The sequence below is a fragment of the Aequitasia blattaphilus genome, assembly GCF_024721305.1.
In the GTDB taxonomy this organism is placed as follows: Bacteria; Bacillota; Clostridia; order Lachnospirales; family Lachnospiraceae; genus Aequitasia; species Aequitasia blattaphila.
Genome location: NZ_JAMXOD010000009.1, coordinates 1 through 18,887, shown reverse-complemented (window position 1 = coordinate 18,887; position 18,887 = coordinate 1). Strand labels below are relative to the sequence as shown.

General features: G+C 39.5%; 17 protein-coding genes, 3 tRNA genes and 1 rRNA gene. 1 reads left to right on the top strand and 20 read right to left on the bottom strand.

What is annotated here, in order from left to right:
* Nucleotide 1: 1 nt before the first annotated feature.
* The 15 genes from ureA to NHH15_RS07465 form a co-directional block, all read right to left on the bottom strand.
* Nucleotides 2-682, bottom strand: a complete 681-nt coding sequence (gene ureA / locus NHH15_RS07535) for an urease subunit gamma (RefSeq protein WP_262066042.1) — start codon at nucleotides 680-682, stop codon at nucleotides 2-4.
* Nucleotides 683-723: 41 nt separating this feature from the next.
* Nucleotides 724-1,416, bottom strand: a complete 693-nt coding sequence (gene urtE / locus NHH15_RS07530) for an urea ABC transporter ATP-binding subunit UrtE (RefSeq protein ID WP_262066041.1) — start codon at nucleotides 1,414-1,416, stop codon at nucleotides 724-726.
* Entirely contained in the window at nucleotides 1,403-2,182 is a 780-nt protein-coding gene (urtD, locus tag NHH15_RS07525) for an urea ABC transporter ATP-binding protein UrtD (protein ID WP_262066040.1), read from the bottom strand. Before urtD ends, urtE begins: the two co-directional genes overlap by 14 nt.
* 4 nt (nucleotides 2,183-2,186) lie before the next feature.
* A complete protein-coding gene (gene urtC / locus NHH15_RS07520) occupies nucleotides 2,187-3,263 on the bottom strand; it encodes an urea ABC transporter permease subunit UrtC (protein ID WP_262066039.1) in 1,077 nt (358 codons plus the stop codon).
* 15 nt (nucleotides 3,264-3,278) lie between these two features.
* Nucleotides 3,279-4,184 carry an urea ABC transporter permease subunit UrtB gene (gene urtB, locus NHH15_RS07515; protein ID WP_262066038.1) on the bottom strand — a complete coding sequence of 302 codons (906 nt, stop codon included), beginning with the start codon at nucleotides 4,182-4,184 and terminating at the stop codon, nucleotides 3,279-3,281.
* A gap of 58 nt (nucleotides 4,185-4,242) precedes the next feature.
* On the bottom strand, nucleotides 4,243-5,478 hold the full coding sequence (gene urtA / locus NHH15_RS07510; RefSeq protein WP_262066037.1) for an urea ABC transporter substrate-binding protein: 1,236 nt from the start codon (nucleotides 5,476-5,478) through the stop codon (nucleotides 4,243-4,245).
* Between the two features lie 287 nt (nucleotides 5,479-5,765).
* Complete coding sequence (locus NHH15_RS07505) at nucleotides 5,766-6,182, bottom strand: HEPN domain-containing protein (protein ID WP_262066036.1); 417 nt, start codon at nucleotides 6,180-6,182, stop codon at nucleotides 5,766-5,768.
* Nucleotides 6,169-6,510: a nucleotidyltransferase domain-containing protein gene (locus NHH15_RS07500; RefSeq protein WP_262066035.1), complete on the bottom strand. Its 342-nt coding sequence runs from the start codon at nucleotides 6,508-6,510 to the stop codon at nucleotides 6,169-6,171. The genes NHH15_RS07505 and NHH15_RS07500 overlap by 14 nt, the downstream gene beginning before the upstream one ends.
* Before the next feature lie 79 nt (nucleotides 6,511-6,589).
* Entirely contained in the window at nucleotides 6,590-7,606 is a 1,017-nt protein-coding gene (locus tag NHH15_RS07495; RefSeq protein WP_262066034.1) for an alpha-hydroxy-acid oxidizing protein, read from the bottom strand.
* Nucleotides 7,607-7,631: 25 nt separating this feature from the next.
* A complete protein-coding gene (locus NHH15_RS07490) occupies nucleotides 7,632-7,895 on the bottom strand; it encodes a DUF1294 domain-containing protein (RefSeq protein ID WP_262066033.1) in 264 nt (87 codons plus the stop codon).
* A gap of 165 nt (nucleotides 7,896-8,060) precedes the next feature.
* Nucleotides 8,061-8,131 (bottom strand) — tRNA-Trp (locus NHH15_RS07485).
* A 79-nt stretch (nucleotides 8,132-8,210) separates the two neighbouring features.
* The gene (locus NHH15_RS07480; protein WP_262066032.1) at nucleotides 8,211-10,469 is read right to left on the bottom strand and encodes a glycogen/starch/alpha-glucan phosphorylase; all 2,259 of its coding nucleotides are present in this window, start codon (nucleotides 10,467-10,469) and stop codon (nucleotides 8,211-8,213) included.
* A gap of 46 nt (nucleotides 10,470-10,515) precedes the next feature.
* The gene (locus tag NHH15_RS07475; RefSeq protein ID WP_262066031.1) at nucleotides 10,516-11,880 is read right to left on the bottom strand and encodes an MATE family efflux transporter; all 1,365 of its coding nucleotides are present in this window, start codon (nucleotides 11,878-11,880) and stop codon (nucleotides 10,516-10,518) included.
* Nucleotides 11,881-11,978: 98 nt separating this feature from the next.
* Nucleotides 11,979-13,286, bottom strand: a complete 1,308-nt coding sequence (locus NHH15_RS07470) for an MATE family efflux transporter (protein ID WP_262066030.1) — start codon at nucleotides 13,284-13,286, stop codon at nucleotides 11,979-11,981.
* Nucleotides 13,287-13,562: a metal-sensing transcriptional repressor gene (locus NHH15_RS07465; RefSeq protein ID WP_262066029.1), complete on the bottom strand. Its 276-nt coding sequence runs from the start codon at nucleotides 13,560-13,562 to the stop codon at nucleotides 13,287-13,289.
* A 125-nt stretch (nucleotides 13,563-13,687) separates the two neighbouring features.
* Between NHH15_RS07465 and NHH15_RS07460 the strand changes: the two genes are divergently transcribed.
* A complete protein-coding gene (locus NHH15_RS07460) occupies nucleotides 13,688-14,536 on the top strand; it encodes an AraC family transcriptional regulator (protein ID WP_262066028.1) in 849 nt (282 codons plus the stop codon).
* 67 nt (nucleotides 14,537-14,603) lie between these two features.
* On the opposite strand, the gene NHH15_RS07455 is transcribed toward NHH15_RS07460, so the two are convergent.
* The 5 genes from NHH15_RS07455 to NHH15_RS07435 all read right to left on the bottom strand — a co-directional run bounded on the left by NHH15_RS07455 (nucleotide 14,604) and on the right by NHH15_RS07435 (nucleotide 18,805).
* The gene (locus tag NHH15_RS07455) at nucleotides 14,604-15,137 is read right to left on the bottom strand and encodes a GNAT family N-acetyltransferase (RefSeq protein WP_262066027.1); all 534 of its coding nucleotides are present in this window, start codon (nucleotides 15,135-15,137) and stop codon (nucleotides 14,604-14,606) included.
* Between the two features lie 129 nt (nucleotides 15,138-15,266).
* Complete coding sequence (locus NHH15_RS07450) at nucleotides 15,267-15,410, bottom strand: hypothetical protein (protein ID WP_262066026.1); 144 nt, start codon at nucleotides 15,408-15,410, stop codon at nucleotides 15,267-15,269.
* A 23S ribosomal RNA gene (locus NHH15_RS07445) occupies nucleotides 15,403-18,298 on the bottom strand. Before NHH15_RS07445 ends, NHH15_RS07450 begins: the two co-directional genes overlap by 8 nt.
* A gap of 217 nt (nucleotides 18,299-18,515) precedes the next feature.
* Nucleotides 18,516-18,588 (bottom strand) — tRNA-Ala (locus NHH15_RS07440).
* A 143-nt stretch (nucleotides 18,589-18,731) separates the two neighbouring features.
* Nucleotides 18,732-18,805 (bottom strand) — tRNA-Ile (locus NHH15_RS07435).
* Nucleotides 18,806-18,887: the final 82 nt, after the last annotated feature.

Genomic DNA, 18,887 nt, shown 5'->3' with positions numbered 1-18,887 from the left:
TCTAATCTCCTTTAAATCCTAGCTTGATTGCTTTTTCGAGTGCTTTTATTTTCACATTATCATCATCAAAGCTGCCCTGTACTAGGTCATTTAAACCGTGTCCACATCTATTCCCCCCAATTTGAACCAATCGTATAAGCTTTGTTTCACCTGGTTCAAATCGTACAGCCGTACCAGATGGTATGTCTAATCTCATTGCATATGCTTTTGAGCGTTCAAACTTAAGCTGTTTATTTACTTCAAAAAAATGGTAGTGTGAACCCACTTGTATTGGCCTATCTGCGGTGTTTGTAACATACATTTCGACAGTCGTTTTCCCTTCATTAATAACATGCTCACCCTCATCAAAAATCATTTCACCGGGGATAATTTTTTCATTTCCCTGTATAGGAGAATGAACGGTAACAAGCTTTGTCCCATCTGGAAAAGTCGCTTCGAGCTGTATTTCATGAATCATTTCTGCAACACCATCCATCACATCATCATCTTTTAGTATTTTTCTACCTAATTGCATAAGCTCGGTAACCGTTTTTCCATCCCTTGCTAATTCAAGCAATTCGGAGGTTATGTAAGCAATTGCTTCAGGATAGTTTAGCTTTAGACCACGATCCTTTCTTGCTTTTGCTAATTCACCTGCATAATGCAACAATAATCGTTCCTGTTCTCTTGTAGTTAAGTGCATATTCTAATTACTAACTCCTTCTTTTATTTAGGTATCCTTGTTTAATGTGTCATTGCAGCTTGAACTTTTTTCGAATCTAATTGAGCCGTATTTCCCTTTAGAATAATTTCACCCTTTTCCATTATGTATAGATAGTCCGAAATTCCAAGTACAAAATCAAGATATTGCTCTACGATTAATACCGTCAAGCCCATTTCCTTATTTATTTTTTTGATCACCTCTCCGATATCTTGAATAACAGACGGTTGTATCCCTTCCGTCGGCTCATCTAAAATCAAGATTTTAGGTTCACTAACAAGAGCCCTTGCAATAGCAAGCTGTTGTTGCTGTCCACCAGACAAATCGCCCCCCTTTCGTTTTTCAAAACGCTTCAAAATCGGAAAAAGTTCATAAATATATTTAGGTAACTCGCCCTTTCCACCATTTGCCCATATGCCAAGCATTAGATTTTCGTATACAGTCATCTGTGGAAAAATCTCACGTCCTTGAGGTACATATCCTATCCCTTGCTTAACGCGATTATAGGTTGGTATTTTTATAATTTCATCTCCATCAAAACAAATATTACCTTCTGGTGTCTTGACCAATCCCATAATACTTTTTAGTGTTGTACTCTTCCCTACACCATTTCTGCCAATTAAACAGGTGATTTTGCCTTTCTCAAATTCCAAGTCTAATGAGGATATGATTCTACTTTCACCATAATAAGAATCTATACCTTTAATTTTCAGCATTTCTTTCTCCTCCCCTACCAAGATATACTTCCTGTACCGTTTTATTGGCAAGTACCAAATCACAATCGCCTTCCAAAAGCACCTTTCCCTCATGCAATACCGTTACGCAATCGGAAATTTGTTTTACAAAATCCATGTCATGTTCTACGATTATGATTGTACATTGATCTTTTATTTTCTTTAGAATTTCACCTGTTTTATATGTTTCTGGTTTACCCATTCCTGCTGCTGGTTCATCCAGCATAATGATTTCTGGTTTTTGGACAAGTTGCATAGCAATTTCTAACCATTGCTTTTGTCCATGTGCAAGCGAACCTGCCTTTTCGTCCTTTTTGTCAAGTAAATCAACGGCTTCTAATATTTCATTTATACTTTTTTCTTCTTCCTTAGAGATTCGATAAAAAATAGACTGCCAAATACTTTTGTTGTCCTTTAATGACAAAACCATATTTTCTATAACGCTTAAATTCACAAACACCGACGGCACCTGAAACTTACGTCCTATGCCTTCACCGACGATTTTGTATTCCTTCATGCCTGTCAATTTGACTGGTGAGCGATTTTCTGGATAAAAAGTACATTCACCATCTGTCGCTTTTGTTTTTGCACATATAATGTCCAAAAGAGTTGTTTTTCCTGCTCCATTAGGTCCAATAAAAAAATGAATTGTATTCCTCTTAACAGCAACGTTCACTCGCAAAAGAGCACAAAACCCATCAAAGTCCACTGTCACATCTTGAATGTTCAAAACTGTATCATTTGTCACTTTATCACCTCTCCTTATGTGCCACTCTTCTTATAAGTATAGGAAGCTGATCACGAATAACTCCAACCAAGCCGCCCTTGAAGAATAAGATTGTAACAACAAAAATCGTGCCAAGTATGTACTGCCATGCTTCTACCATCACACCTGAGCTGAAGTGATAGTCGCATAAGTTTATTAGAAACGCACCCATTACAGCACCCACAAGTGTTCCACGTCCACCAACGGCTACCCATATCACCATTGTAATTGAGTACGATATAGTCATTTGAGTAGGAGTGATTGATCCGTTAAAATTTACAAATATGGCACCTGCAACTGCTGCGAATATTGCAGATAAAACATAAATAAAGTTTTTGTACGTACTTACGCAATAGCCAGAAAAATATGTTCTGTTTTCACCATCACGAATAGCTATTAATATCTTTCCAAATTTGCTGTGTGTAAGAAAATACGATATTCCATAAATCAAGACAAGTATTGCAAGTGAAATATAAAATAGGATAAACATCTTACCCGTATTTGCATCACCCTTTATACTTCCAATAATTGATTTGATTTCTGTAATCCCCACATTTCCACCTGTATATGACTGTAATCCTGTAAATAGTGAATACGCTGCCCACGTAAGTGCTTGAGATATAATTGAAAAATATACCCCTTTAATTCTATTTCTGAATATGAAATATCCTATTGTCGCTGCCAGTACAGCCGGAATTGCAATAATCAAAATTACAGAAAGATAACCTGAAAGAAATGGTTTCCACATGAGTGGTAATTTCGTCATGCCACCAGTTTGCATAAACGATGTGATGTTGCCATCAGTTGCCTGCAATTTTAAAAACATAGCCATTGCATATCCTCCAAGTGCAAAATACAACCCATGTCCTAGCGATAAAATACCGGTATAACCCCAGATGAGATCAAGTCCAATTGCTACAATTGAAAATGCAATACATTTTCCAAGAAACAGAATGAACGAGTTGCTTGAAATAACTCCAGCATTCAAAAGTACAGGCATTAGTGCCAGTATTACCACAATAACTGCAAAACAGATATTATAGCCTTGTTTTTTTATCTTCATATTTGTATGTTCTCCTTATTCGTCTAGTTTTCTGCTCTTAATTGCAAATAAACCCTGAGGCCTAAACTGTAATACGATGATTACAAGCAGTAACACTGCTGCCTTTGCAATACTTGCTGAGGTATAATTTTCTATACCAATATTTGCAAAACCAATAATTGAAGAACCAAATACTGTACCAATAAGTTTTCCTACACCGCCAAGTACAACAGCAATAAATGAATTTACAATGTAACTTTGCCCTATTGTTGAATCAATCGAACCAAGCAGTGCTACCGAACAGCCTGCAAGTCCTGCAAGTCCTGAACCGAATGCAAAGGTCAATGTATCCACCTCACGTGAGTTGATTCCCATACACTGAGCCATTGATCTGTTCTGCATAACAGCACGCATCTGTTTGCCAAAATTTGATTTGTACATAATATACCAAACTAATATCATACACAGGATAACTAATCCGATAATGAAAAGACGGTTGTATGAAAAAGTACAACGACCAACTGTCATACCTCCGTTTAAAAATGACGGTGCTTTAACATTAACACCTTGCATGCCGAATACACTTCTGGCTGCTTGTTGTAAAATAATACTAACACCCCACGTTGCAAGCAAACTGTCTACCTCACGCCCATATAATCTTGAAATAATGAATTTCTCCATAAGCATACCCAACAAAAACGTTACTCCGAATGCAACAATAAGAGCCAAAAAATAATAAATGCTAAATAAACTGTCAGGAAAGACTTTTTCAAATATGGTTTGTACTACATATGTGATGTACGCACCAATCATCAAAAATTCACCATGCGCCATATTGATTACTCGCATTAGACCAAACGTAATAGCCAGTCCTAGCGAAGTAAGCAATATTATAGAGCTAAGACTCAGTCCATTAAAGGCTGTATTTATAAATTGTGCCATGTTATGTCCTCACTTCCATTGAACAAATTAATATCTTCGATACAAACCTATATACGAACTACTCAAGAGGTTTAAGATTTGAGTCTACAGCCCAATCGTATGACTCCAAGTATGGGTCTGGCTTTACCGGTTCTGTTTCCTTAACTATGTTGATTTTCCCATCCTCTGCAATTACACCAATTCTTACTGGTTTGATTAAATGATGATTGGTACCATCAATCTCTACTATACCCTCCGGGGCAAGAAAGCTAATACCTCCATCCTCGATTGCTGCAATAACGTCGGCTGGTTCAAAACTTTCCGCTTTTTCCACCGCTGCTTTCCACAAGTATACTGCATCATATGCTGCTTCCGCTGGGTCTGATGTTACACGATCTGTACCGTATTCCTTTTTATACGCTTCAACAAACTTCTCATTTTCTGGGGTATCTGTTGTCATATAATAATTCCATGAAACCATATGATCTTTTAAAATATCTGCACCAATTGTTTTCACTTCCTCTTCTGCAATTGAAAAAGACATTGTCATGTAATCTTCTGAAGTATAGTTCTTCTCGTTCATTTGTTTAAAGAATGAGAGATTTCCTGTACCATTTAGGGTATTTATGATTACATCAGGCTTTGCCGCTTCAATCTTAGCAATAATTGAGCCAAAGTCTGTTTGATCCATTTGTGCATATTCTTCGCCAACAACCTCAACATCCTTTGCTTCGCATTGTGAATTAATAATCATGTTAGCTGTTCTTGGGAATACATAATCTGAACCTAACAGGAAGAATTTTTTATAGCCTTGTTCAATCAAATAATCAATTGCTGGAACGATTTGTTGGTTTGGTGCTGCACCTGTATATACAATGTTTGATGATTCTTCCATCCCCTCATATTGTACTGGGTATAAAAGAAGATTTTCATATTCTTCGAATACTGGCTTAACCGCTTTTCTGGATGCCGATGTCCAACAACCAAACACCGCACTAACCTTATCTTGATCAATTAATTTTTCTGCTTTTGTAGCAAATGTTGATGGCTCTGAGGCACCGTCCTCCGCTACGTATTCAATCTGTTTTCCAAGTATGCCACCCTCTGCGTTAATCTCCTCAATTGCGAGCACTTCTGCGTCTTTTACTGCACCTTCACTGATTGCCATTGAGCCTGTGGCTGAATAAAGAATACCAACCTTTACGCTTGAAGCTTCATCGCTATCTGCATCTTTTGCTTGTGCCCCACTACAGCCTACTAGTGCCCCTGTCATAACAATACTCATCAAAAGTGCCATAATTCTCTTTTTTTTCATCCTTCATCGTCTCCTTTAAATGGTTAATGGGGTCCGGTTTCAAACGAAACCAGACCCCATTGTCTTGATAATATATTTATACAAAATACAAAAAAACAAAAGGCCAAATCCAAATTCTCTTGGATTTGACCTCTTTGTCATCACGGGGAAATTATAGCATTGCTGTTTTTCCCTGTCAACAAAATTTTATAACATTTTCAAAAACACTTAACAAACAGGTATAGACATATCGTGCTATTATTACACGATATAGTTGTGTCTACACCTCATCCCTACAATTTTGACTATTACTCAAGATATTTTTTAGTACAATAATCCTCAATAGAATTTATTACTTCTTTAGCTGTTTCAATTTGTTCTTGGGCTTCAACTTTCGTCGCAATATAAAAATCATCATAATCACTTGCATGCCTTATCTCAGCAGCCTGTGCAACCTTCCTTCCTAAAGCACGTGGAAATATTTCGCTTTTAACATACTTCTTATTAAAATTGGCTAATGCATCTTTATGTCGCTTATAAGCGTCTCCACTCATTGCATGAATAGCTGAAATAGCATGATAAATTGCATAATAGGCTCTATTATTCGCACCTCTATATTCTTTTGCGTCACACAATAATATTGCCGATTTCAAATCACTCTTTGCAGTTGTAATCCTGTATCCAACTAAATCTTTTCTTGTACCTTCTTCTTTATGCTGCATCAAATAAACTCACTCCCTCTTCTCTTACGTTATAATAAAATGGATACGCTGATATCCATTTTTCAAAGTGGTCTATGTTTTTCGCAATTGGCTTAATATCCACATCATAATCCATTAAAAAATCATAAGTAAGTTCCGATAATTGATGACGGTATTCCTTCAGTTCCATATCCGTCAAATCCAAAAGTAACATAATATCTATATCTGAATCCTTTGAGTAATCTCCCCTGGCATAGGAACCATACAAGATAACGCTCTTTAAATGCGATTCATAGATTTCTACTAATCGTTCTACATATTGCTCCAATAAAGTTTGAATTGTCACCTGCATACAACCCACTCCTTTCAAACTCAATCCTTTTGTATATATTATCATATTTGCCAAACAATATGGTGCTGAAATTATCTTTCTAATTCCTCACCATATCTCTAGTTATCTCTGCAATATCGTAGGCACCACACATCATCATCGTATCTTTCAGCTCCTCACCAAGCTTATCCACCAATAATTTCACACCCTCTTCTGCACCACCATAAAGTGCTGTTACAAATGGGCGCCCAATAAGCACGGCATCTGCTCCAAGAGCTAACGCCTTAAAGATATCCTGGCCTGAACGAATTCCTCCGTCGATAAAGATCTTTAAGGAATCTCCTATTGCCTCTTTAATCTCTGGTAAGACTTCCGCTGTACCTGGGCAGCCATCCAATACTCTTCCACCATGATTGGATACAACAATTCCTGCCGCCCCAGCTTCTTTGGCTTTTATTGCACCTTTAACCGTCATAACTCCCTTGATGATAAAAGGTTGACTAATACTTTTGATTATTTCTTTTAATTCTTCCACAGACTTACAACCTGCTGGTGGCATTTGATTCTTTAAGAACGGAAGACCAGCACTGTCTATATCCATAGCCACAGCAATTGACCTGGACTTTTCAATTTGCTCAAGTTTTCTCAAAAGGGTGTCCTTATCCCAGGGCTTTACCGTAGGAATACCAAAGCCTTGGTTTGCTTTAATCGCTGTTGTAGCTCCTTTCATTACCTCTGGATCCATTCCATCTCCGGTAAAAGCAGCAATTCCTGCATTTCTACAGGCAGGAATCAAAATATCATTATATTCCATATCTGTATACTTCTCGCCATAGTGCATCTTCATTGCGCCAATTGGTGCAGCAAATATTGGCAAATCAAAGCTTACGTCAAAAATTTGCACCTGGGTATTTATTGGTCTGTTTTCTGTAATTGTATCCATGTTAAGACGAATTTTTTGCCAGCTATTATAGTTTCTTATTGCTCCTTCTCCTGAGCCTTTGGCTCCTGGTCCCGGTATCTGATTTCGACAGGCTCGTCCATCACAAATGGGACAGGCCTTACAAAAAGACCCCACATTTTTTCTTGCTGCTTCCATTACTTCTTGATATGCCACTTTCATTACCTCCCAATTTTATGTTTCAAAATTCTATTGTCAAATAGTAAAAACTGATAAACAATTGCATGATAAGCATGAATGGAATACCAATTGTGAAAGCCTTTTTCTGGGTTTTATGTCGAAACAAATACATCCCCAATAAACCTCCAAGAGAACCTCCAATAAAGGAAAGTCCTAATAAGGTGGTGACACGTATCCTCCATCTTTGTTTTCTTGCATTGTTCTTATCCACTGCAAATGCAATAAATGTAATAAGATTAATTATTAGTAAGTATCCGATTATCATTTTCTACAATATTTCCTTTCCATCAAATGCTTTGCTTAGATAGCCTAATTATACCTTATCCCGATTTAAAGATAAAGCTCAGGCTTTGACATGGATCCAATTTTTATAGCCTAACACAAAATGACACTAAAAGTCATTTCAACTTTCAGTGTCATTTTCATCAAGCAGGGGATGAGAGAATCGAACTCCCGCCAAAGGTTTTGGAGACCCCTATCATACCACTTGACCAATCCCCTAAAATAGTGCGATAACTCGTATCGCACTAGATATTTATATCATAATAGTACCTAAACTGTCAAGGAAAAATTCCCTATTTTACACATTTAACTTCCATATGTCTCTATTATATTCTTCAATTGTCCGATCGGAAGAAAAGAATCCTGCCTTCGCTATATTATACAGCATCATCTTTGCCCAGCTTTCTTTATCTTCGTAAGCCTCATAAGCCTCTTCTTTCACTCGTATATAATCTTCCAAATCTAACAATGTCATAAACCAGTCTTTTCCTATGATTTCATCATAGAGACGGGTCAGCAGTTCCTTATCTCCAATTGCAAGAAGCTTTGGATCTATAATGAAATCTACTAAGGTCTTTATTCTGGAATCCTGCTCATAATACTCCTTAGACTTGTAACTGCTTTTTGCATAAAGCTCAATTACCTCTTCACTCTTTGCACCAAAGATAAAAATATTCTCTTCTCCAACCAGCTCCTTAATCTCTACATTGGCCCCATCTTCCGTTCCAAGGGTAATTCCTCCGTTGAGCATGAATTTCATATTTCCAGTTCCACTTGCCTCTTTCGATGCAAGAGAAATTTGCTCCGAAATATCACAAGCAGGTATCAATTTCTCTGCCAAAGTGACATTGTAGTTCTCAGCCATCACTACTTTAAGGTAAGGAGAAACTTCCGGATCATTATTAATCAACTCAGACAAACATAAAATCAAGTGAATAATATCTTTTGCAATTCGGTACGCCGGAGCAGCCTTTGCTCCAAACAGGATGGTAATTGGTGTAGATGGCCGATTTCCTTTTTTGATTTCCAAATATTTGTAGATAGCAAAAAGAGCATTCATTTGCTGTCTCTTATATTCATGGAGACGCTTAATCTGAATATCAAAAATTGAGTCTTCTGAGATTTGGATATCTTGTGTCTTTTTCAGATAAGTAACTAAGTCCTTTTTATTTGCTTCTTTAATGCCTAACAATGTACTTAAAGCATCTTTGTCTTCACTATACTGAAGTAAGCCTTCCAATTCACAGGCGTTCTTTTTCCATCCACTTCCAATTTTCTCTGTAATAAAATCAGAAAGTCTTGGGTTACAGTGTAAAAGCCATCTGCGGAAAGTAATTCCGTTCGTCTTGTTATTGAATTTTTCTGGATATATTTCATAGAACTTTCTCAGTTCCGTTTCTTTCAATATCTTCGTATGAAGCGCTGCCACTCCATTCACGCTAAATCCATTGTGAATGTCCATATATGCCATATGCACCTTCTGATCCTTATCTATGATAGCAACATCTTCTCCATAGGATTTGATTGCTCTTTCATTTAAAGTTTCAATAATTGGAATTAAATGAGGGACTACCTGCTCCAGATAAGACATTGGCCATTTTTCCAATGCTTCTGCTAATATCGTATGGTTCGTGTAAGCACATACCTTGGACACCAGATAAATTGCCCGCTCTTTATCCACTCCCCGTTCCATTAAAAGTCTTATTAGTTCCGGAATAATCAAAGAGGGATGCGTATCATTAATCTGAATCACCACATGTTTATCCAAATCTTGAATATAATGACCGGCTTCGTCCATTTCCTTTAAAATCAATTGTGCCCCACAACTAACCATAAAATACTGTTGATAAATACGGAGAAGCTGTCCAGCTTCGTCACTGTCATCTGGGTAAAGAAAAAGAGTGAGATTTTCAGGAATATCTGTTTTATCAAAATCAATTCCTGATTTCACAAGAGATTCTTCCACACTTTCCACATCAAAAAGGTGGAGTTTATTGCGGTTATTCTCGTATCCAATTACATCAATATCATAGAGCTTTGATTGCAAAGTGAAGTCCTTATAGTGAACCAAAAAACGATCTCCACTTTCCCTTAGCCAACTGTTCTTCTCAATCCACGGATTAATTTCTTCCATTTGCTTGTGATTTTTAAATACTTGCTTAAAAAGACCAAAGTGATAATTTAATCCAATCCCATCTCCAGGCAATCCCAAGGTGGCTATGGAATCCATAAAGCAAGCTGCCAGTCTTCCTAATCCCCCGTTTCCAAGAGAAGGTTCTTTTTCAATTTCTTCTATTTCATGAATGCTTCGCCCATTCTCTGCCAAAAGGGTTTTCACCTCATCATAGACCCCAAGGTTAATTAGATTATTTGACAGTAATTTCCCCACAAGAAACTCGGCAGATATATAATAAAGCTTTCTGTTCCCTTTAATCACTGGCTTCTCTTCTTCCATATCCTTGACAGATTTTAAAAGAGCAATGAAAATCTCTTCATTGCTGCTTTCTTTTATTGCCCCAGAAAGATTGGCTTCCATTCGTTCTTTCATTTGAATCATATGATTTACTCCTAATGCCTTATTTCTAATACCTATAATACTCTAATTATTCAGAAATTAAAAGGCGCTCTTTTTCGTCCTTTTTCTTTTGTAATCCCCGAATGGTCACAAAATAGCCAATAATCAAAGGAATGCAGGCTCCAATCCATGCAAGAGGCCCTGCCCAGCTTGCACCTAAAAAGCCTAATCTGGAAGTTAAAATAACCGCTGCAAAAATTCGCATTACCAACTCCATAATACCAGCAAGGGTTGGCATAACACTTCTTCCAAGACCCTGCAAGGTAAAGCGAAATATAAATAGTAAGGCCAAGACAAAATATAAGGAACCATTGACCTTTAAATAAACCTGAGAAAGATGTAAGACCTCTACATTTTCTTTACCTACAAATACTGCCGTTAGCATGTACCCGGCAAATATATTGACAAATCCCATAAAAACACTAAATCCTACTGAAATCAAGCTACATTGAAATACTCCCTTTTTGATTCGATCAATTTTTCCGGCTCCATAGTTCTGCGCCGAATAAGTTGCCATTGTCGTTCCAAAGGAATTCATCGGCTGCGTTGCAATCTGGTCAATCTTTTGTGCCGCCGTAAAGGCTGCTACTGATATAGCTCCAAGACCATTTAATACAAACTGCAAAACCACTGCTCCAATGGCAATAATAGACATCTGAAATCCCATAGGCAGAGCAACTTCTAAATGCTGTTTAAAATCCCATGAATTGGATTTTAGGTCTTCTTTCGACAGATGAATCATCGGTATCTTCTTTACAATGTAAAAAATGCAAAGGAGTCCTGATACCATCTGGGATATCACCGTTGCCCATGCGGCACCCGCTACTCCACTGTTCAGACCTAGTATAAACACAAAATCTAAAATAATATTCAAAACACAAGCCACAATCAAGAACACCAGCGGCATCTTACTATCTCCTAAAGCTCTTATAATATTGGAGAATAGATTAAATATCATATTTGCTATGGTTCCCCAAAAAATAATAATAATATAATCATAGGCGTCCTCTATAATCTCTGGAGGTGTGTTCATCAGCTCTAAAATCTGCCGTGCAAAAATGACAGATACTGCTGTTAATATTGCCGTCATAATCAAGCTAATCCATATACCCGTTGCAACACTTCTGCGTAACCCCGCCATATCACCTGCTCCAAAGCGCTGTGCCACAATAATGCTAAGCCCCGTCGTGACACCAAAAACAAAACCCAATATCAAGAAACTAATGCTCCCTGTACTTCCCACTGCCGCCAGTGCATTAACTCCAATCGTTCTTCCTACAATAAGGGTATCTGCCATACTATAAAATTGTTGAAAAATATTTCCAATTAAAAGCGGTATCGTAAAAGCAATAATCAGCTTTGCTGGAGACCCTTTTGTCATTTCTTTTGTCATTCTACATCAATCCTTCCAATTTTTACAAACTTGTTTTATTATAACTGTTTTATTTGGAATTAAAATGTAGTTTCTTGTGCTTTTCTTGTATTATTTTGTTATAACTCTATATTCATCCATTTACCTTTGCGAAATCGCCAATAAAGAATTGTCCCCCTCAACACCAAATCCAACGCATATGCATACCAAACTCCCATTAATCCCAGTTCTAAAACAACTCCAAGATAATATCCAAGGCAAAGACGAATCCCCCATATTCCAGCAAAGGTAGTATACATTGAGAACTTTGTATCTCCTGCACCTTGAAGAGCACAGGTCAATACCTGAACTAAGGCTGAAAAGGGTTGAAAAAAAGCAATAAAACGAAGAACTTTTATTACTTGTACCTGCACTTCTTTTGTATTGGTGAAAAAATTTGCCAGCTCCGGTGCAAAAAGAAAAAAGCCCACACCCATTAGAAGCATTAAAAAAGCCGATATAAAATAGCTTTTATAGACGTAGCTTCTTCCCTGTTGGGGATTCCTCTCTCCCAAGGACACTCCAACCAAAGTAGAAACTGCCAATCCAAAACCTGTTGATGGAATATACGTATAATTTTCCACCGTTCCTGCAATGTTATGAGCTACGTATGCATGCACTCCAATAGAGAGAATCATTCCATTATATAAAAGCTGCCCCATCCGCATCACCAGCTTCTCAATTCCTCCTGGAACACCAATGGACAGAATCTGCTTCATCGTTTGGGTATGAACAAATAAATCCTTATAGCTAAAATAGAGACTTTGATTCTGCTTTCTCAAGCTGAAAAATAACAGTACAACTCCTACAGCTCTGGAAAGTGTCGTTGCCAACCCAAGGCCGAAGACTCCCATTCCCATAGAAACAAAGATCGTATTCAAACCGATGTTTAAAACATTAGATATCCCCGTAATATACATAGGTGCTTTTGTATTTTTCATTGCTCTGAGGCAACTGGACAAAGTCATTTGGAGGGCAAGAAAAACAACCGGAATACCTACAATCCGATAATAAGGCAGGGCTGAGGCAATAATAGCCTTATCTGCCCTGGAAAGCCTTAATATAAAGGATGGAAATAGTAGATTAATAATTCCGGCTATAATTCCTAATAAAATTGCAACCAATATTGATTGCATGACTGCCATCTTTACTTTCGGATTATCCTTTTTCCCGAAATATCTGGAAACAACTGCAATACTTCCCACACTTACAGCAGAAAAGAAGGCAATAAAAATGTTCATAATCAGATTCGTAATACTGATTCCCGCAATTGCCACATCCCCAACTCTGCCAGCAAAGTAGACATCTGTGGTCCCTAAAAGGGTTTGAAGAATTGTCTCTATAATGATTGGTATGGATAGCTTTAAGACGGTCTTAGTCTCTTTCATTTACTTAATAAACTGATCAATTGCTTCGTCTAGTGCATCAATCTTTTTCTGATCCCCATTTTCAACTGCCTCTGCAATGCAGTTGTGAATATGATCTTTCAAAATCGTTTTACCTGTACCAGCCAGTGCAGAACGAACTGCAGCCAACTGTATCAATATCTCTGTACAATCCTTATCGTTTAAGACCATTGTACGAACGGAATCCAAATGCCCAATTGCTCTGGAAAGGCGATGAATAATTGCTTTTTTGTCCTGCATATCATGTATTTGCTCCATAATTTTCTCCTTTGCAATATCCCCCTATGGGGGTTGTCAAAAATAAGAATATCATACTTCTTCTTTATTTACAAGTTTGCTTTATTGGAGTATTCTTATTAGAGAACATAGAAAGGAAAATGCCTATGAAAATACAAGATTATGATTTGACCTATAATGATTTGAACCCAACCTTTCTTTATGTGTGTAACCTGGTACGTACTGAAAATGAGGTCTGCTACCATAGCCATGAACACATCGAGATTTCTATTATTGCCAAGGGCAAAGGAACTTTTCATGTAGACGGGAAAGACTATCCTGTAAAAGCAGGAGATCTTCTGATTTTCAATCCCGGAACTTATCATAAAAGCGTAATGACGAACAAGGAAGAATTAATGACAGAGTACTATATCGCCTTTACAGATATTAACTTCCGAGACTGCGAACCCAATACGGTTCCTTTTCCAGATCACGATTTCATCTATTCCCTAAGTGGTGAGATAAAGGAACATGTTTTAGACCTTTGTAACTCCATGAATAAGGAATCACAAAGTAATAAACCTGGGCGTTACTTCATGCTCAAGGCATACTTAATAGAATTCCTTGTAACTCTTTTACGAGGCCAGCAATTTATTAAGCACGCTCAGGAGGGATATATTTTTGCCTCTCCTAACAAAAAATACGTTGTAGATCAAATGATCCGGTACTTTACCGAACATTACCCCGAGAAAATTTCCCTGGAGTGCATTGCACAAAATATGTATCTAAGCCCTTTTTATCTGTCAAAGATTTTTAAAAGTGAAACTGGCGACACTCCTATAAGCTATCTCATAGGACTGCGTATGGAAAAAGCAAGGAATATAATGAAAGAAAACCCAGCCTTAAGCATTCAAACTATTGCCCAATCAGTGGGATACGAGGATGCATATCACTTTAGCAAACTCTTTAAAAAGCATTTTGGAATCCCTCCTTCTACCTACAAAAAAACAGTATAACACAAAAAAAGTCCATAGCTTTTGCGGGTCGGCTCAGGCTCATACACACAGCTACGGACTTTTTATTCTATTCCCACATTTCCTTTGTTAAGCACGTCACATGCTCCGTTAGTATTTCTCCTGTTATCTCCCACTTAATATCTTTATTCGTATGATGATATTGAAATCCACACTTTTCCTGAACGCGACGCGACTTTTCATTTCCATCGAAATAACCACACCATATTTTTTTCATCTTTAAGTCAGTAAATCCATAGTCTACTAATCTTCTTACTGCCTCTGGGATTAGTCCTTTTCCCCAATAAGGGACACCTATCCAATAACCAATCTCACATTCATCCTCAAGAATATCCAGATTACTATTTTCTCCAATCATTAAGCCTATGCTTCCTATTGGCTGGTTTGTCTCTTTTAATACTACTGCATATGTTTCTGGTGCCGAAAAAATTGTCTGAATAATCTCTTTGCTATTTTCAACACTGGTATGGGGTATCCAGCCTGCACTTGGTCCAACTCGTTCATCTTTTGCGTATTCGTACAAATCAGCTGCATCCTTTTCTTCCCAAGGACGGAGTATTAACCGTTCTGTTTTGATTACCATGGAATTCTCCTTTCCTAATAAAAAATAGTATTGAACTTTACATTCAATACTACTAAATAAACTCATTTAATTCTAACCTACCTTCAAAACTGCATACAAGAAAATAGAACATCCTACCTATCCATTTGCCTAGGCACTTTTCATAAGGAAGTTCGATTCACTAAATTCAAGCTTCGTCTTTCGACTCGCTTTCATTAAGTTCCTTCGAACAATCTTCCCACTAAGCTCGGCTTTCGCTTCGCTTAGCTCGCTAAGTGCTCTAGATTTGGTCATACCCTCGACCGATTAGTAACAGTCAGCTCCATACATTACTGCACTTCCACCTCTGCCCTATCTACCTCGTCGTCTTCAAGGGGTCTTACTACTTACGTAGGGATATCTCATCTTGAGGGGGGCTTCACGCTTAGATGCCTTCAGCGTTTATCCCGTCCCGGCTTGGCTACTCTGCTATGCCTTTGGTAAGACAACAGATACACCAGCGGCCAGTCCACCCCGGTCCTCTCGTACTAAGGGCAGCTCCTCTCAAATATCCTACGCCCACGCCGGATAGGGACCGAACTGTCTCACGACGTTCTGAACCCAGCTCGCGTACCGCTTTAATGGGCGAACAGCCCAACCCTTGGGACCTACTACAGCCCCAGGATGCGATGAGCCGACATCGAGGTGCCAAACCACTCCGTCGATGTGAACTCTTGGGAGTGATAAGCCTGTTATCCCCAGGGTAGCTTTTATCCGTTGAGCGATGGCAATCCCACTTTATACCACCGGATCACTAAGTCCTAGTTTCCTACCTGCTCCACCCGTCGGTGTCGCAGTCAAGCTCCCTTCTGCCTTTGCACTCTTCGAATGGTTTCCGACCATTCTGAGGGAACCTTTGAGCGCCTCCGATACTCTTTCGGAGGCGACCGCCCCAGTCAAACTCCCCACCTGACATTGTCCCCCAGCCGGATCACGGCTGTTGGTTAGAAATCCAATACTGCAAGGGTGGTATCCCAACATCGACTCTGGCACAACTGGCGTCATGCCTTCTCAGTCTCCCACCTATCCTGTACATACAATACCGAATCCCAGTATCAAGCTGGAGTAAAGCTCCATGGGGTCTTTCCGTCCTGGCGCAGGTAACCAGCATCTTCACTGGTATTTCAATTTCACCGGGTGCATTGTTGAGACAGTGCCCAAATCATTACGCCTTTCGTGCGGGTCGGAACTTACCCGACAAGGAATTTCGCTACCTTAGGACCGTTATAGTTACGGCCGCCGTTTACTGGGGCTTAAGTTCAAAGCTTCGAGTTACCTCTAACCTCTCCCCTTAACCTTCCAGCACCGGGCAGGCGTCAGCCCATATACTTCACCTTTCGGTTTTGCATAGACCTGTGTTTTTGCTAAACAGTTGCTTGGGCCAATTCTCTGCGGCCAGCGTTAACTGGCACTCCTTCTCCCGAAGTTACGGAGTCATTTTGCCGAGTTCCTTAACAATGCTTCTCCCGTCGGCCTTAGGATTCTCTCCTCATCCACCTGTGTCGGTTTACGGTACGGGTACATTTATAACAATAGCGGCTTTTCTTGACGCATGGCTCACATACTTCACTACTTAAAGTTCGCTCCGTATCACGTCTTCGGATTGCATGGCGGATTTGCCTACCATACTCCTACCTCGCTTACCCCGGTCTTTCCATTCCCGGGTTATGCTTTCCACACGTGTCCCCACAGTTCTGTATAAATGTAGTACAGGAATTTCAACCTGTTATCCATCGACTACGTCTTTCGACCTCGCCTTAGGCCCCGACTTACCCAGAGCAGATCAGCTTTACTCTGGAAACCTTAGATATTCGGCCGGAAGGATTCTCACCTTCCTCTCGCTACTCATTCCGGCATTCTCTCTTCTTAGCAGTCCACTACTCCTTACAGTGTAGCTTCTTCCCGCTAACAATGCTCCTCTACCAATTGATATAATCAATTCCTAAGCTTCGGTAGTGTGTTTTAGCCCCGGACATTTTCGGCGCAAGACCTCTCGACTAGTGAGCTATTACGCACTCTTTGAATGTATGGCTGCTTCTAAGCCAACATCCTAGTTGTCTTCGAAATCTCACATCCTTTTCCACTTAACACACATTTTGGGACCTTAGCTGTAGGTCTGGGCTCTTTCCCTTTCGACTATCCAACTTATCTCGTATAGTCTGACTCCTGTTTCTATCTACACGGCATTCGGAGTTTGATATTCTTCGGTAAGCTTTGACGCCCCCTAGGAAATTCAGTGCTCTACCTCCGTAAGATTCTAAAACAAGGCTAGCCCTAAAGCTATTTCGAGGAGAACCAGCTATCTCCGGGTTCGATTGGAATTTCTCCCCTATCCACACCTCATCCCCACCCTTTTCAACGGATGTGGGTTCGGTCCTCCATTGCCTTTTACGGCAACTTCAACCTGGACATGGATAGATCACCCGGTTTCGGGTCTACTCCGACTGACTAATATCGCCCTATTAAGACTTGGTTTCCCTTCGGCTCCACACCTTGTAGTGCTTAACCTTGCCAGCCAGCGTAACTCGCCGGACCGTTCTACAAAAAGTACGCGGTTGCACATATAAAGTGCTTCCACAGCTTGTAAACATATGGTTTCAGGTTCTCTTTCACTCCCCTCCCGGGGTTCTTTTCACCGTTCCTTCACAGTACTATGCGCTATCGGTCACTAAGGAGTATTTAGCCTTACGGGGTGGTCCCCGCTTATTCCCACAAGGTTTCTCGTGTCTCGTGGTACTCTGGATACTGCCATGTCTATCGTCTTTTCATGTACGGGGCTTTCACCCTCTTTGGCTGGCTTTCCCAAAACCATTCCATTAAAACTTTAGAATCAATTATGCAGTCCGAACCCCGAAGTGCACGCACTTCGGTTTGGGCTCTTCCGCTTTCGCTCGCCGCTACTTACAGAATCACATGTTGTTTTCTCTTCCTCCGGTTACTTAGATGTTTCAGTTCACCGGGTTCCCTCTACATAGCTATGTATTCACTATGCAGTGACTGAGGTTTGCTCAGCCGGGTTTCCCCATTCAGATATCTCTGGATCATAGGATATTTGCTCCTCCCCAAAGCTTTTCGCAGCTTATCACGTCTTTCATCGGCTCTTAGTGCCAAGGCATCCACCATACGCTCTTTTATGTATGACCAAACTCGAACAATAACCTCTTTTACGGGTGGTTATTATTCACATCTTCATAGCGTTGAAGATGTTTGGTTAGGTTGTTTTTTTTCTTCGTTTTCTCGAAGTTAAAGTTCCATCTTTCGATGTCACCTCGGATGTCTTGATAAAATATTTTATCATTTCTCTTGTATGCGGTTTTCAAGGTACATTTATTATCATTTGAACCTCTTAAGAAGTTCAAATGGAGAATACGAGATTCGAACTCGTGACCTCCTGCTTGCAAGGCAGGCGCTCTCCCAACTGAGCTAATCCCCCAGGTGTTGCTATTTATTCTTTTTACAGAGTTACTGTCAGGTCACTCTTAGCAGGCTCGTTAAAAACCTCGCCAACTGTGGTGACACGGCTACGACTAGATTCAAGCTTCGTCTGAGACTCGCTTTCATCAAGTTCTCTGCCAGTGGGCTTAAGTGGACTCGAACCACCGACCTCACGCTTATCAGGCGTGCGCTCTAACCGGCTGAGCTATAAGCCCTCATTTATATATGTTGTGCTTTATTCATTTTTAAAAACCGGCAGCCACCTACTCTCCCACACCGTCTCCAGTGCAGTACCAT